The organism is Hyphomonas sp. J20-32 (genome assembly GCF_055808555.1).
On the sequence record NZ_CM147873.1, the window covers coordinates 1,629,842 to 1,642,969 of the forward strand.

The 13,128-nt window shown below is 61.2% G+C and carries 12 protein-coding genes and 1 tRNA gene; 7 read left to right on the forward strand and 6 right to left on the reverse strand.

The window, feature by feature from the left end:
* Nucleotides 1–8: 8 nt before the first annotated feature.
* Both AC0L7I_RS08140 and AC0L7I_RS08145 read left to right on the forward strand, forming a co-directional pair.
* A tRNA-Leu gene (locus AC0L7I_RS08140) sits at nucleotides 9–95 on the forward strand.
* A gap of 195 nt (nucleotides 96–290) precedes the next feature.
* A complete protein-coding gene (locus tag AC0L7I_RS08145) occupies nucleotides 291–827 on the forward strand; it encodes an MlaC/ttg2D family ABC transporter substrate-binding protein (RefSeq protein WP_473399057.1) in 537 nt (178 codons plus the stop codon).
* Between the two features lie 536 nt (nucleotides 828–1,363).
* On the opposite strand, the gene AC0L7I_RS08150 is transcribed toward AC0L7I_RS08145, so the two are convergent.
* Nucleotides 1,364–2,416, reverse strand: coding sequence for a LysR family transcriptional regulator (locus AC0L7I_RS08150; protein ID WP_473399058.1), 1,053 nt, complete (start codon nucleotides 2,414–2,416; stop codon nucleotides 1,364–1,366).
* 1 nt (nucleotide 2,417) lies between these two features.
* Here AC0L7I_RS08150 and AC0L7I_RS08155 point away from each other — a divergent pair, with 1 nt between their 5' ends.
* Both AC0L7I_RS08155 and AC0L7I_RS08160 read left to right on the forward strand, forming a co-directional pair.
* Entirely contained in the window at nucleotides 2,418–2,789 is a 372-nt protein-coding gene (locus AC0L7I_RS08155) for a group I truncated hemoglobin (RefSeq protein WP_473399059.1), read from the forward strand.
* 45 nt (nucleotides 2,790–2,834) lie between these two features.
* The gene (locus AC0L7I_RS08160) at nucleotides 2,835–3,341 is read left to right on the forward strand and encodes a GFA family protein (RefSeq protein ID WP_473399060.1); all 507 of its coding nucleotides are present in this window, start codon (nucleotides 2,835–2,837) and stop codon (nucleotides 3,339–3,341) included.
* A 196-nt stretch (nucleotides 3,342–3,537) separates the two neighbouring features.
* On the opposite strand, the gene ald is transcribed toward AC0L7I_RS08160, so the two are convergent.
* The 4 genes from ald to AC0L7I_RS08180 form a co-directional block, all read right to left on the reverse strand.
* Nucleotides 3,538–4,653, reverse strand: coding sequence for an alanine dehydrogenase (ald, locus tag AC0L7I_RS08165; RefSeq protein ID WP_473399061.1), 1,116 nt, complete (start codon nucleotides 4,651–4,653; stop codon nucleotides 3,538–3,540).
* A gap of 62 nt (nucleotides 4,654–4,715) precedes the next feature.
* Entirely contained in the window at nucleotides 4,716–6,521 is a 1,806-nt protein-coding gene (locus AC0L7I_RS08170) for a cation:proton antiporter domain-containing protein (protein WP_473399062.1), read from the reverse strand.
* Between the two features lie 170 nt (nucleotides 6,522–6,691).
* Nucleotides 6,692–7,366, reverse strand: a complete 675-nt coding sequence (locus tag AC0L7I_RS08175) for a TorF family putative porin (RefSeq protein WP_473399063.1) — start codon at nucleotides 7,364–7,366, stop codon at nucleotides 6,692–6,694.
* 173 nt (nucleotides 7,367–7,539) lie between these two features.
* Nucleotides 7,540–8,355: an SDR family NAD(P)-dependent oxidoreductase gene (locus AC0L7I_RS08180; RefSeq protein WP_473399064.1), complete on the reverse strand. Its 816-nt coding sequence runs from the start codon at nucleotides 8,353–8,355 to the stop codon at nucleotides 7,540–7,542.
* Between the two features lie 159 nt (nucleotides 8,356–8,514).
* Between AC0L7I_RS08180 and AC0L7I_RS08185 the strand changes: the two genes are divergently transcribed.
* Both AC0L7I_RS08185 and AC0L7I_RS08190 read left to right on the forward strand, forming a co-directional pair.
* Nucleotides 8,515–9,462 (forward strand): hypothetical protein, encoded by a 948-nt coding sequence (locus AC0L7I_RS08185; RefSeq protein ID WP_473399065.1) that lies wholly within the window; start codon nucleotides 8,515–8,517, stop codon nucleotides 9,460–9,462.
* An 18-nt stretch (nucleotides 9,463–9,480) separates the two neighbouring features.
* Nucleotides 9,481–9,927: an ion channel gene (locus tag AC0L7I_RS08190; protein WP_473399066.1), complete on the forward strand. Its 447-nt coding sequence runs from the start codon at nucleotides 9,481–9,483 to the stop codon at nucleotides 9,925–9,927.
* Here the strand turns inward: AC0L7I_RS08190 and AC0L7I_RS08195 are convergent.
* Nucleotides 9,924–10,892, reverse strand: a complete 969-nt coding sequence (locus AC0L7I_RS08195) for a hypothetical protein (protein WP_473399067.1) — start codon at nucleotides 10,890–10,892, stop codon at nucleotides 9,924–9,926. The genes AC0L7I_RS08190 and AC0L7I_RS08195 overlap by 4 nt on opposite strands.
* A 147-nt stretch (nucleotides 10,893–11,039) precedes the next feature.
* Between AC0L7I_RS08195 and AC0L7I_RS08200 the strand changes: the two genes are divergently transcribed.
* On the forward strand, nucleotides 11,040–13,043 hold the full coding sequence (locus AC0L7I_RS08200; RefSeq protein ID WP_473399068.1) for an acetyl-CoA carboxylase biotin carboxylase subunit: 2,004 nt from the start codon (nucleotides 11,040–11,042) through the stop codon (nucleotides 13,041–13,043).
* Nucleotides 13,044–13,128: the final 85 nt, after the last annotated feature.

Sequence of the window (13,128 nt, forward strand, 5' to 3'; positions counted from 1 at the left end):
ATGCCAGTGCGGGCGTGGCGAAATTGGTAAACGCAGCAGACTTAAAATCTGTCGGCCGCAAGGCCTTGCCGGTTCAAGCCCGGCCGTCCGCACCATTCTCCACCAGATCGCGAAAAATGTAGCGCGAAAGCCACACTTTCCAGAATCCGTGTGGACGCTTTCACGATTCCGAGTGCCCGGCCCATGCAGGTCCGGAATGGCACCTATATAAAGGCGGAGGGAACAAAAAGGGGCGGCCAAACATATCTACAAGCCAGATCTGGATAATCTGGCTTGAAGGACAAGATACAATGTTGCGCACGCTAATCGTTTCGACCGGTTTCGCCATCATGGCACTCTCTGCACAGGCCAGCCCCGAGGCAGAGGCCTTGATCGCCGGAACCGCCACCCAGATTTCCAGCACCCAGACCGGCGCGGAATCGCTTACAGAAGCTCTGGATATCCCCGCCATCGCCCGGTTCACGCTGGGCAAGCATTCCCGCCAGCTCAGCGAGGCCGACCAGGCGCGTTTCACGGCGGCGTTCGAAAAATTCCTCGTCGGCACGTTCGAGAACCAGAAGAACAAGCTGAAGAACGCCCGGGTCGACGTGGTCGGCTCAATTGACCGCAACGAAAAAGACTCCGTGGTTGAAACGCGCGTGACGCAAAAAGGCGAACAGCCGACGACAGTCCGCTGGCGCGTGATGGAGCGGAACGGCGAATGGCGCGTCGTCGATGTTGAAGTGCTGGGCCTGTGGCTGGCTATCGAGCAGCGCGCGCAGATCGCCGCCATTCTCGACAAGCCCCGCGCCACGATTGACGACGCCATCGCCGCCCTGGATTCCTGACATTTACGCCCGAGCCTGCGGCGCCTGTGAGGGCGCTTCGCGGGTGTGGCTCGGGTGTTGTGCGGTGGTGGTATGGGTCAGGTGTGGGGCAGCGGCAGCCAGTAGGCACGTGTCCCCTGCGAAGGCAGGGGCGCGGTGACGTGCGTGTTTAGACTTGAGTTTCGCAGCCTCTGCCTTCGCAGGGGACACGGAACCATAGTTTCGGGTGAAAGAGCTGGTTTGAGCCGATCCGACACAGGTGCGCGAAACCTGCACGAAGGATGCCCGGAGAGATCATCCGACAACCGGACAATCACAACCCGGCCAGTCCACATCACGCCCCAGAGCATCTGGCTGCCCGGACCACCGGCCGCGCGGAACCATTTCTTGAGGCGCTGGATACGCCAGAAAACCAGCGGCCAGACTGGCAACAGGTACCAGGGCAGGCCGGGCATTGGAGTGAGGAGGCTGAAAGGCGGCATCGCGGCGCATCATACGCGCAGGCCGGGAGGGGGAGGATAAGAAGGGGCCTTTGCCACCATCTCGATGACGATTGCCTAACGCCCTGTTGCCTCGGGCGCCGCGCCCTCGAACAGAGCGCTGATCTGTTCGATCTCGCGTTGCATATGCTGCCGGAAGAGAATTACGCGTTTGGTACTTCGCAAGTCACGGTGATAGAGCAGCCACAATCCGAGTTCGTGTTGTTTTTCAGGTTCCCGAAATCTGACCAGTGTTGGGTCGCTGTCACCCATGAAACAGGGGAGATACCCCACGCCAAGCCCTTCCTTCAGGGCAGCGGCCGTGAGAGACGTGTCATCGACACAGAACGAATGATCAAGTTGCGGCCTGGCCTGTCTGGTCCAGGTCCTATGGTAGTCGCAGCAATCGACACCGATCCACTTTTCCGGGGTGCGTCCGGCCGCAAGCGCAGCACAATATTCGATTGAGCCGTATACAGCGGAGGCGACCGTCGTTAGCCGTGTGCCGATAAGCGTTTCGCCGGGCGCATTCGTCTGCCTGAGGGCGACATCGGCGTCGCGTTCTGCCAGACGAACAGACTCGTTTGTCACCTCAACACGCAAGTCAATGTTCGGGTAGGCGGTAATGAAACGGGCAAACAGGGGCATGAGTACCGATGAGGCCATATTGGCGATCGCGGTGACGCGAAGCTCTCCAGACGGATCATCACTCTGGCCAGAACTGGCGCCCTCAAACGACAATAATTCTCGCTCAATCCGGGTGGCCGAATTCCGCAGGTCTTCGCCTGCTTCGGTCAGTACATAGCCCGATGCGCTGCGTTCAACCAGGGGCGTTGCAAGATCCTTTTCCAGCGCGTGGATTCGCCGCGAGACAGTGGAATGCTGTACGCCCAACCGTTTGGCTGCGGCGCTGAAAGAGCCTTCGCGGGCGAAGGCAAGAAACATCCGCGCATCGTCCCACTGCATCCGGCCTCTCCCCCATGGTGCATTTTTGCAAAACCGCTGTCGATTTTTCCCGAATTCCCAAGAGCGTGCGTGAATGCGACCCAGATGGCAACTCAAATCAGGAAGCCAGCCGGGCTGATAGAATTGGCTGCACGCGTTGAAACTGATGGAAAACGGGGACTTCAAAATGACGGTTTCGCTTTACGATCGCCTGGGTGGATACGATGCGATCGGGGAATTCGCTTCGACGCTTATTGGTCGGGCACAGTCCGACAGCCTGCTTGGCCGCTTCTGGGCCCATCGCGGCGAGGACCGCAACGCACGCGATCTACAGATGCTGATCGACTATCTCGTCCGCGAGACCGGCGGCAGGATGTATTATACCGGGCGCGACATGGCGCTGGCTCATGCCGGCATGGGGATTGCCGAGATTGACTGGGCGCGGTTCATTGAGCTTGTGATTCAAGTCGCGGGAGAACTCGGTGTCGGCGCATCGGAAGGTGCAGAAGTGCTGGCGTTTCTCGATGGCCTGAAGGGAGACATCGTCAGTGCAGGATAATGTCCAGGCCGATGTGAACGAAGCTCCAAAACGGAAAGGCAGGCGATGACCGAAGAATCTCACACAAACGAAGGCGGCTGCACGTGCGGCCATGTCCGCTACAATGTGGTGTCAAAACCCATGATCGTGCATTGCTGTCATTGCCGCTTTTGCCAGAGACAGACCGGGACCGCCTTTGCGCTGAACGCGCTGATCGAGGCAGACCGGGTGCAACTTGTTCAGGGCGAAGTCGAAGAACTCACCGTCGCTTCACCAAGCGGCAAAGGGCAGACCATCGCGCGCTGTCCCAAGTGTCGCATCGCGGTCTGGAGCAATTATCACATGTCTGGCTTGAGAGAGCGCATTCGCTTCATCCGCGTCGGAACACTCGACAATCCAGATATGATGCCGCCCGACGTGCATATCTTCACCTCCACCAAGCAACCCTGGGTGCGCCTTCCCGAAGGCGCCAGGGTCGTCGATATCTATTACGAGTACGAGGAGACCTGGTCACCCGATAGCCTCAGCCGGCGGGCCGCGCTGTTCGATGAGGCGGGGATCGCCATCCCCTGAAAGAGGTTGCGGCGACGCCGCCATCGCGCCTTGCAGTGCGATATTCAGCATTCACGCGCACAGTGTCTGCGCCCCTATTTGCACAAAGTGCGGATGTTCCTGTCTTGCGCAAAGAAAAACCCGCACCTTTCGGTGCGGGCCTTGTCCCGTCGATTCAGAATTCCGTTGGTGCCTATCAAGAGAAGCGTAGGGCGTCCTACACCGCCAGCCAGTCGGGCCGCACATAGGGTTCGCCGAGGTCGCGGGCGACGGCTTCGTGGGCGATCTTGCCGGCGTCGACGGTGAGGCCGTGGGCGAGGTGGGGGTTGGCGTTGATGGCGGCGCGTCCGCCAAGGTTCGCGATCTGCAGCACGAAGGGCAGGGTGGCGTTGTTCAGCGCGTAAGTGGACGTGCGCGGCACGGCGCCCGGCATGTTGGCGACGCAATAGTGCAGGATGCCGTCCACGTCATAGATCGGGTCTTCATGGGTGGTGGCATGGCTGGTTTCGAAACAGCCGCCCTGGTCGATGGCGATGTCGACGAGCACGGCGCCCGGCTTCATGGTTTTGAGCTGTTCACGGCTGACCAGTTTCGGTGCGGAGGCGCCGGGGATGAGGACGGCGCCGATGACGAGGTCAGCATCCTTGATGGCCTCGGCGAGCGAGTGGGCGGTTGAATACATGGTCTTGAGGCTGCCACGGAATTGTTCGTCCAGTTCGGCGAGGCGGTTATTGTTGCGGTCGAAAATCGTGACATCGGCGCGCATGCCGACGGCAATTTCGGCTGCATGGGTGCCGGAGACGCCGCCGCCGATAATGACCACTTTCGAAGGCGCCACGCCGGGCACGCCGCCGAGCAGGATGCCGCGCCCGCGCGTTGTCCGCATGAGGGCCCAGGCCGCGACCTGCATCGACATGCGACCGGCCACCTGGCTCATCGGGCGCAGCAGCGGCAGGCCGCCTTCAGCGTCCGTCACGGTTTCGTAGGCGATGGCGAGGCAGCCCGACTTCATCAGGCCGGCGGCCTGGACGGGATCCGGAGCGAGGTGGAGGTAAGTGAAGAGGGTGTGTTTGGGCGTGAGGCGGGCGGTTTCTTCCGGCTGGGGTTCCTTCACCTTCACGATCAATTCGCTGGAGGCGAAAACGGCGTCGGCATCGGGCAGGATTTTGGCGCCGACAAGCGTGTACGCCTCGTTCGAGAAGCCTGATCCGAGGCCGGCACCCGACTGGACATTCACTTCATGGCCTGCGCGGGTCAGTTCGCTGACACTTTCAGGTGTCAGTCCGACACGAGATTCCTGCTTCTTGATTTCAGTTGGAACACCTATGCGCATCTTCGCTCTCCTTGGGGAAGGACATGCCTATAAACCCGGCGAGGACGAAATTCCAGCCCTTCTCAGGCGGCCGCTTCGATCAGGTCTGGATCGTCGTCTTCGTCGTTATGGTCGCTGGCGTCACCGATGCTGAACCGCTCAGCCTCTTCTTCCATCCATTCACGCACGTCCGGTTCAGGCACGCCCAGCGTCATCAGGATGTCGGCGACCATTTCGATGCCCTTGGGCTGGCCGGCAGCGATGTGGGCCCGCACGCCGAGGTCGAGATAGCGCTCAAGGTCGAGCCGGTTGTCGACGGCAACGAAGCGGACAAGGTCCGGGAAGCGGCGGGTGATCGTTGGGGTCACTTCGCGGGAGACCTCGTAGCGAGAGAAGCCGAGCACGACGGCGCGGGCATTGCTGCCGCCGACGGCCTCGACAAGCTTCATGTTCGACGCATCCCCGAAGGATACACGATAGCCGTCGGCGACGGCGGCCAGGAAGCGGTCAGGGTCAGCTTCCGTCGCAATATAGGGAATGTCATGGTCGACAAGGGCGTCGATGGCGAGGCGGCCGGCTGAGGACATGCCGATGACAATGACTGGGCGGTCGCTGACATTGGCCGTCGTGCTGGTGAATTCGGATTCGGTCTTGCTGCGTTCGGCGAGGTGGCGCGACAGGCGGACGCCGAGACCGGCCCAGCTGGGCGCAAGTGCGAGCGACAGGGCCACGGCGGCAACAATGCTGCTCATCAGGTCTGTGGAGATGCCTGCCGTGATGGCGCCGAGCGACAGGATGACCAGCGTGAATTCCGACCCCTGGGCCAGCAGGAAGGCCATCTGAGTCGCCCCCGGCGTGCTCCAATGGTTGAGCCGCGCTGCGACATAACCAAGACCGGTCTTGAAAACCAGGATCGCGGCGGCCGCGACCATGACCAAGGGGAGGTGCGCCAGCAGTGCCATGATGTCGATGCCGAGCCCGACGCTAATGAAGAAGAATGATAGAAGCAGGCCCCTGAACGGGCCCATCTCTGTCTGCACCTGGTGGCGGAACGGCGTGCCCGATACCGCAAGGCCCGCAAGGAAGGCGCCCAGCGTCAGCGACAGGCCGATCACGGCTGTGGCGCAGGCGGCAGCGAGGACGAGCAGCAGGGTGAAGGCCGTGAACGCCTCGGCATTGCGGGTGGCTGCGAGGGTGCGGAAGACAGGATTGATCAGGTATTTGCCGGCCAGCAGCGCGGCGCCGAAGGCGATGCCCGTCTGGACCACCGACAGGCCGAGCGCGGCATAGAGGGGAACGCTCGCGCCCTCCAGCAGGAAGTCGGAGACAAGCCCGGCGAGCCCCTGCGCGCCGACGTCGGACTCGCCAAGGGAGCTGGCGAAGATCATCAGGAAGATCGCCACAATATCCTGGAAGATCAGGACATGGGTTGCCGCCCGGCCAATCGGGCAGGAATTCTGCTCCCGCTCGGTCAGGATGCGGGCGACCACGGCGGTCGACGACAAGCCGAGGCTGAGGCCGATGGCAATGGCGATGGGCCAGTCCACGCCGATCATGGCGAGGGCGGCGGCGCTGACGAGGCCGGTGAGGAACAGGTGCGTCGGCGCGAGACGCAACAGGTCTGTGCGGCTTTCGTTCAGCTCGCGCAGGGAAACATGCATGCCGATATCGAACAGGAGGAACACGACGCCCAGTTCGGCCAGCAAGTGCGTGGCGCTGCTGATCTCGATCAGGCCGAGAGCGCCGGGTCCGATCAGGATTCCCACGATGAGGTAGCCGACAATCGGGCTGAGCCGCATGGCCTTGGACGCAAGCGCAGCTGATGCGCCGAAGCCGAGAAGTGTGATTGCGGGAATCAGGGCTTCGACGGGAGTCAGTTCTGCGGCCATGCGTGGTCTGCGTCTCCTAATGAGCGTGTTGTGCGTATCGCTTAAATCTAGGGTGATTGCGGCGAAATTACAAAGGCCGCCAAATCCATTTCGGACTGGCGGCCTTCACTTTGCCGGGCGTGGGGGAGGGCAATCAAGTCCACGCCCAGTTTAGGAGGAAGTTTTTCTGCCTAGAGGCTCTTCGAGAGCGTCAGGACGACACGCTCGTCGGCAATGTCGACATCATCGACATCGGTACCCCAGTAGCGCAGGTCGACGTCGATGCCGATCGGCAGGCTGTAGGTGCCGCCGAGCGACCAGTTGGTGTAGTCGCCGCCGCCGTCGAAGCTGTAATTGCCGACGCTCACGTCAGCCGCGAAGGCATCCGTGAAGCTGTAGCCTGCGGTGCCCTGAATATAGACGCTTTCATTGTCGGGGTCCCAGAAGACCGCGCCGCCGACGCCCACGCCGCCTTCGAATTCATAGCCGAGCGCAGCCTGGAGTTCGACGAAGTCGAGATCTTCGTCATCAGCATCAGGATAGGCGTAATAGATGACGCCGACATCCCAGGTGACGCCGTTCGCGAATTCGCTGGCGAAACCGCCATAGAAGTCAGCTTCCAGGTTGGTGTCCGACGCGTCGCCGAAATCGACATTGGAAACCCATGTGCCCGCGTAGAAGCCGCCATTGGCATAGTCGAAGCCGCCGGAGATGGCCGGATCTTCGTTGGATTGCGAAATGCCGCGCCAGACATAGTCGGACGTGATGGCGACGTTGCCTGACCATTCGCCTTCAGCGAAAGCCGTACCGGCGGTGGCGAGCAGTGCAGCAAGGGCGACCCCCGCCCGTATTACCTTGGTTTTCATCGTGTAGTTCCCCGTCTAGAGACTCACTCCGGTTTGGAGCTCAAAATCGAGGATAGCCCGGGATTTCTGTGCGTTCGAACCAAAACCACAGTGATGTTTTTCCGCGCATGGATCGCCACTATTTTGGGCGCGCCAGTATTGGAAATGCCTGCGCTTTGTGCGCTCGCGCTTAATTACCGGGCCACGAGCGGAGCATATCCCAGATGCATCCCGGCATCGACGAGAAGCGTTTCACCGGTCACGTGCCGCGAGGCGTCTGACAGGAAGAAAAGCGCCGTATCTGCAATATCATCAGGGCCGCTGGCCACATTCAGCGGCACCGAGGCCGCCACGCCGGCTTCCATGCGCTTGTACTGCTCGGCGTCCATCGTGTCCTTGAACCAGCGTGTGCCGATGAAACCGGGGCACACCGCATTGACCCGAATCGCAGGCGCCAGCGCGCGGGCGAGGGAAAGGGTCATCGTGTTTAGCGCGCCTTTTGTGGCGGCATAGGCAACCGAAGAGCCGATTCCCGTGACGCCCGCGATGGACGACACGTTGAGCACGGCGGCGGCGCGGCCTGTCTGCGCATGGCTGGCCACCAGCAGGTCGCGGCAGGCCTGCATCATCAGGAACGGCCCGACAACGTTCACGGCATAGGTATCGAGAAAGTCGTCCCGGCTGAGCGCGTTGAGGTCGGAATGGTCGCGCGCGTGGCGGGTAATGCCGGCATTGTTGACGAGAATGTCGAGACGGCCGCTTGCGCCGGCGGCGCTGGCCAGGGTCTGGCAGCCTGCTTCCGTCGCCACATCAGCCTGGACCAGCCGGGCCTGGGCACCCAGCGCCTGGCAATCGGCGACGGTCGCTTCAGCATCAGCCACGGAGCGGCTGCAATTGATGATGACCTCTGCGCCGCGCTCGGCGAGTTTCAGGGCGATGGATCGTCCCAGCCCGGTCGCCGACCCGGTTACCAATGCGGTACGCCCGGAAAGATCGCGAAGTTCTGCCATGTCTGGTCCACCCTCTGGTTTGTCTTGTTGATGGCAACCTGAAGAAGCCTGACGCAGCGTAAAGTCAATATGCCCGATTTGTTCATTTCAGAGTGAATATATCAACCAAGCGGAAACTGTTGTGTTTTATGCAGGTTCCGGTGTTTGGAGGGTGATGGAATGGATCAGGGGTTCGAGGGGCTCCTCGCGCAGATATCGGCCGTGGTGAAGCTGTCCGAGGATGACGCCTCCCGCGTGGCGACGGATATGTACCGTCACGGCATCCTGTCCCTGACCGATGCCGAGGCCCTTTTTCGCGTTAATTTCACGACTGCGGGGACCGATCCGGCCTGGGACCGGCTGTTCATCGCGGCGATGAAGGATTTCGTGCTCGTGCATAGCGATCCCAAAAGCTGGGTGACCGAAGACGAGACAGACTGGCTGATCGACCACATCAAGCGCGACACGACAGGCCCGATTGCATCCGAAGTGGACCTCCTGTTGCAAATCATTCGTTACGCGGAAGGCGTGCCGGAGCGGCTCGGTTATTTTGCATTGCAAATGGCCTGCGCGCGGATCACCCATGTCGGCAAGGCAGCACCCGAAGACGTGGAACGGGTGCGCCGGGCCCTGATCGTGCCCGCTGGCGAATGCCAATCCTGGATTTCAGGGCCGGAAGCCGAATTGCTGGTGCGCACGAATGACGCGATTGCCTTTTCCGCGAACGATCCGTCCTGGAACGACCTGTTCGCCCGCGCGGTTTCCAATCACCTCATGGCACGGGCTCATCCCGAACCGTTCAGTGAAAGGTCGCTGCTGTCACGCGATCACTGGGTGGGCGACATGCGGCCCGAACCGGGAACATTCCTGGAGCATGCGCGGACCGGTGTTGCAGATGATGGCTGGTTCCATCCGATTTGCCAGAATGACGACAAGGCCGACGCCGCGCGCCGCGTTGCCCGGCAGGCGGCATTGCGCGAATTGAACATTGGCACTGAAGACGAAACCTCGTGGTTCCTCCAGCGCCTTGAGCTGGATAAGTCTGTCAGTCTGGCCGAGCGGGCGCTGATCGATTTCCTGAAACTTGAGGCGCCAGGTTTCACGCAAGGCCTTGCAGTCGCGGGCTGATCGTCTAACGGTCATTGCATGCTGTGGCTGAATCTGATTGTCGCTGGCGCGATGGTCGCGCTGACTTTTACAATCCACTTCGTGGGACTGGTCGGCCTGTCGGCATTCCTGCGACGGCGCGGCGTACATCCGGTCAATCTCCAAAGCATTTTCGGACAAGGCGTGTCGATCCTGTTCGTGGTGATCAGCCTGTTCGCCCTGCACTCGATCCAGATCTGGGCCTATGCCTTCGCGTATCTCGCGCTGGGGCAGCTCGAGAGTGTCGAGCAGGCGCTGTATTTCTCCACGTCGGCCTTTACCACCGTGGGCTTTGGCGATGTGCTGCTGCACGATGACTGGCGCATGCTGGGAGCGGCCGAGGCGGCGAATGGCTTCCTGTTGATTGGCTGGTCGACGGCGTTCCTTGTCGCTGTCACGGCCCGCGTGCGGGCATTCGAGGCGGATATCGAACGGCTGGACGATTAGGCCGGATTGCTGCGGAAGAACCGGGCCCCGCCGACGGCCAGTCCCACCAGCACGACACCTCCGATCACCAGGCTGGCCGCATTCGCACCGAGCAGTTCGAAATATTGCGTGTAGCCATGGATAGCGAGAAACACGATTGACGTGACCGAGACGAAGCCGCCGCGGCGCGCCTTGACGATCATTGCGATCAGGAACGCGGCCCAGCCGAGTGTGAAGACGAGTTCGGGTATTTCGGTTGCCGCCTCGCGCCAGTCATTGCGATCGCTCCAGGCGCGCGGTGCCAGCCAGTGTTCGCCAATCCGGTCGCCCCAGAGCGAGCCGACCCAGAAAGCGAAATTGACCATGAAGAATGCCGTGCGGGCCGCGATCGTGGCAAGGCTGTGATAAGCCTCGGCAATACGCTTTCGCAGCGCGAAAAGACCGGCAGATACGGCGCTGAAGAACAGGATGGTCAGCGTCGGCTCCTCGACGAAAATCGCATAGCTGGCGTGCCAATAGCCGGTGCCCGACCCGAGCGTTGCGCCGAGTGCCAGAACCGCCGGCGCGGCAAGGAAAGATGAACGGAACCAGATGGCCGTCGCACTGAGCACGGCTGCAATGGCCAATGTCGGATAGGCCGACTCGGCGGCATCCTGGAATTCCCAGCCGATCCATCCGGCCACGCCAAGCGCGCCCATGAGGGTCAGGCCGGCGCCCAGAACTTTCAGGGACTCGTCGACGTCGATGCGTCGCAATGCCTCGGCGCTGACCAGCGCGAACAGGGCGAGCGCCAATCCGGTTGCCGCATTGGGCACCAAAGCGATGGTTCCGGTCGCGACAGAGATCGCACCGAAGATCAGCAACAGGTTGATGAGTAGCCCGTTTTTTCTGTCTGGCAGGGCAAATGTTTTCAAGCGGGCCGCCTCTTCGGGCGAAATTGTGCCGGCTTTGGTCAGGGCATTCAGGTCAAGGCGAATGATGGACATGTCGGAACTCTCTTTTGAATGTGAGCGCTCATTAACATGTCTAATGATGCCCGGCAAGCCTGGTTGACTCGCCGGGAATGTAGACAAGTTGCCACCTGCGGCTTAACTGCGGTGCAGATTTGAAATGCCAAGCAGGCCAGGGGTGAGATGTTCAAGAAGATTTTGATTGCCAACCGGGGCGAAATTGCCGTTCGCGTCATCAAGACGTGCCGCCGACTCGGTGTGAAAACGGTCGTTGTCTATTCCGATGCCGATGCCGGATCGATGGCCGTGGAAATGGCCGATGAAACGGTACATATCGGCGGTTCGCCTGCCTCGGAATCCTACCTCGTTGCGGACAAGATCATCGATGCGGTCAAAAAGACCGGTGCCGAAGCGATCCATCCGGGGTTCGGCTTCCTGTCCGAGAACCCGGCCTTTGCCAAGCGCCTCGAAAAAGAGGGAATCGGCTGGATCGGACCGAACGCCTTCGCGATCGAGGCCATGGGCGACAAGATCAGTTCGAAGAAGCTGGCGGCCGAAGCCGGCGTGTCGACCGTGCCGGGCCATATGGGCCTGATCGAGGACACCAAGGAAGCGGTGAAGATTTCCCGCGATATTGGCTATCCGGTAATGATCAAGGCCTCGGCCGGCGGCGGCGGCAAGGGCATCCGTGTGGCCGCCAATGACAAGGAAGTCGAAGAAGGCTTCCCGGCCGTGAAGGCCGAAGCGAAATCCTCGTTCGGTGATGACCGCGTGTTCATCGAGAAATTCATTCTTGATCCGCGTCACATCGAAATCCAGGTGCTCGGCGACAAGCATGGCAACTGCGTCTACCTTTTCGAACGCGAATGTTCGATCCAGCGCCGCAACCAGAAAGTCATCGAGGAAGCGCCTTCGCCGCTGCTCGACCCGGAAACCCGCAAGAAGATGGGCGAGCAGGCCGTCGCGCTGTCCAAGGCCGTCAATTATGACAGCGCCGGAACGGTCGAGTTTGTCGTTTCCGGCAAGGACAAGGGATTCTACTTCCTTGAAATGAATACCCGCCTGCAGGTGGAGCATCCCGTCACGGAAATGATTTCCGGCGTCGACCTCGTGGAACAGATGCTGCGCGTTGCCTATGGCGAGAAACTCAAGATCAAGCAGGGCGACCTGAAGATCAATGGCTGGGCTGTCGAGACGCGTGTGTACGCAGAAGATCCGTACCGGAACTTCCTGCCGTCCATCGGCCGCCTCAAGCGATTCCATCCGCCAGTTGAAGGCAAGCTCGGCAAGGGCACTGTCCGCATGGATTCGGGCGTGCGCGAAGGCGACGAGATCTCGATGTTCTACGATCCAATGATTGCCAAGCTGATTACGCACGGCAAGGACCGCGATACGGCGCTCGACACCCAGGCAGAAGCGCTCGACCGGTTCCATATTGAAGGCATCCAGGACAATATCCCGTTCATCGCGGCAGTGATGGACGAAAAGCGTTTCCGCTCGGGCGACATCACAACGGCTTATATCAAGGACCAGTTCCCGGACGGGTTCCATGGCACCGAGCCGACCAAGGCGCAGGAAACCCAGCTGATCGCGGCGGCGGCCTATGTCCACGGCTTCTTCTCGCGCCGGGGCCAGCACGTGACCGGTCGCATGTCGCCGGTGCCCGAAGCCCGCAAGGACTGGATCGTCATTCTCGGCGACAAGCACCATCCGGTTCACCTCGAACTGGGCGAAGACGGCGATGCGCAGGTTACGATCAATGGCGGCAAGCCGCATTCGCTGGTCACCGATTGGCAGCCCGGACAGCACCTCGTCGAAGGCGTGCTGGACGGCAAGCCGTTCGCGGTGAAGTTCGCCGACCGGACCGAAGGCTATATCTTCCGCCACCGGGGTGTCGCGCTGCGCGCACTCGTCTGCACACCGACGGTTGCTGACCTGCATGCGCGGCTTCCTGAAAAGGAAAAGCCGGACACGTCGAAACTCGTCATTTCGCCGATGCCGGGTCTTGTCGTGTCAATGGATGTCGCGGTCGGCCAGGAAGTGCAGGCCGGCGAAGCCGTCTGTGTTGTCGAGGCGATGAAGATGCAGAACATCATCCGCGCCGAAGCCACCGGAACGGTAAAGGCGATCAATGTCGCGGCGGGCGCCAGCGTGGCGGCCGACGAGATCATGGTCGAGTTCGCCTGAGCCGGCTTAACGGCCTGACAACCAGAAACATGGGCTTCTGGCCGCCTCACAGGGGCAGCCCCCCTGTCATTGGCGCGTCACTGGA

What these genes read in the sequence shown, in the direction of transcription:
- AC0L7I_RS08155 (WP_473399059.1), top strand. Translation starts at nt 2,418, where the DNA reads ATGACGGTTTCGCTTTACGATCGCCTGGGTGGATACGATGCGATCGGG.
- AC0L7I_RS08180 (WP_473399064.1), bottom strand. Translation starts at nt 8,355, where the DNA reads ATGGCAGAACTTCGCGATCTTTCCGGGCGTACCGCATTGGTAACCGGG.
- AC0L7I_RS08195 (WP_473399067.1), bottom strand. Translation starts at nt 10,892, where the DNA reads ATGTCCATCATTCGCCTTGACCTGAATGCCCTGACCAAAGCCGGCACA.
- AC0L7I_RS08185 (WP_473399065.1), top strand. Translation starts at nt 8,515, where the DNA reads ATGGATCAGGGGTTCGAGGGGCTCCTCGCGCAGATATCGGCCGTGGTG.
- AC0L7I_RS08190 (WP_473399066.1), top strand. Translation starts at nt 9,481, where the DNA reads ATGCTGTGGCTGAATCTGATTGTCGCTGGCGCGATGGTCGCGCTGACT.
- AC0L7I_RS08145 (WP_473399057.1), top strand. Translation starts at nt 291, where the DNA reads ATGTTGCGCACGCTAATCGTTTCGACCGGTTTCGCCATCATGGCACTC.
- ald (WP_473399061.1), bottom strand. Translation starts at nt 4,653, where the DNA reads ATGCGCATAGGTGTTCCAACTGAAATCAAGAAGCAGGAATCTCGTGTC.
- AC0L7I_RS08160 (WP_473399060.1), top strand. Translation starts at nt 2,835, where the DNA reads ATGACCGAAGAATCTCACACAAACGAAGGCGGCTGCACGTGCGGCCAT.
- AC0L7I_RS08175 (WP_473399063.1), bottom strand. Translation starts at nt 7,366, where the DNA reads ATGAAAACCAAGGTAATACGGGCGGGGGTCGCCCTTGCTGCACTGCTC.
- AC0L7I_RS08200 (WP_473399068.1), top strand. Translation starts at nt 11,040, where the DNA reads ATGTTCAAGAAGATTTTGATTGCCAACCGGGGCGAAATTGCCGTTCGC.
- AC0L7I_RS08170 (WP_473399062.1), bottom strand. Translation starts at nt 6,521, where the DNA reads ATGGCCGCAGAACTGACTCCCGTCGAAGCCCTGATTCCCGCAATCACA.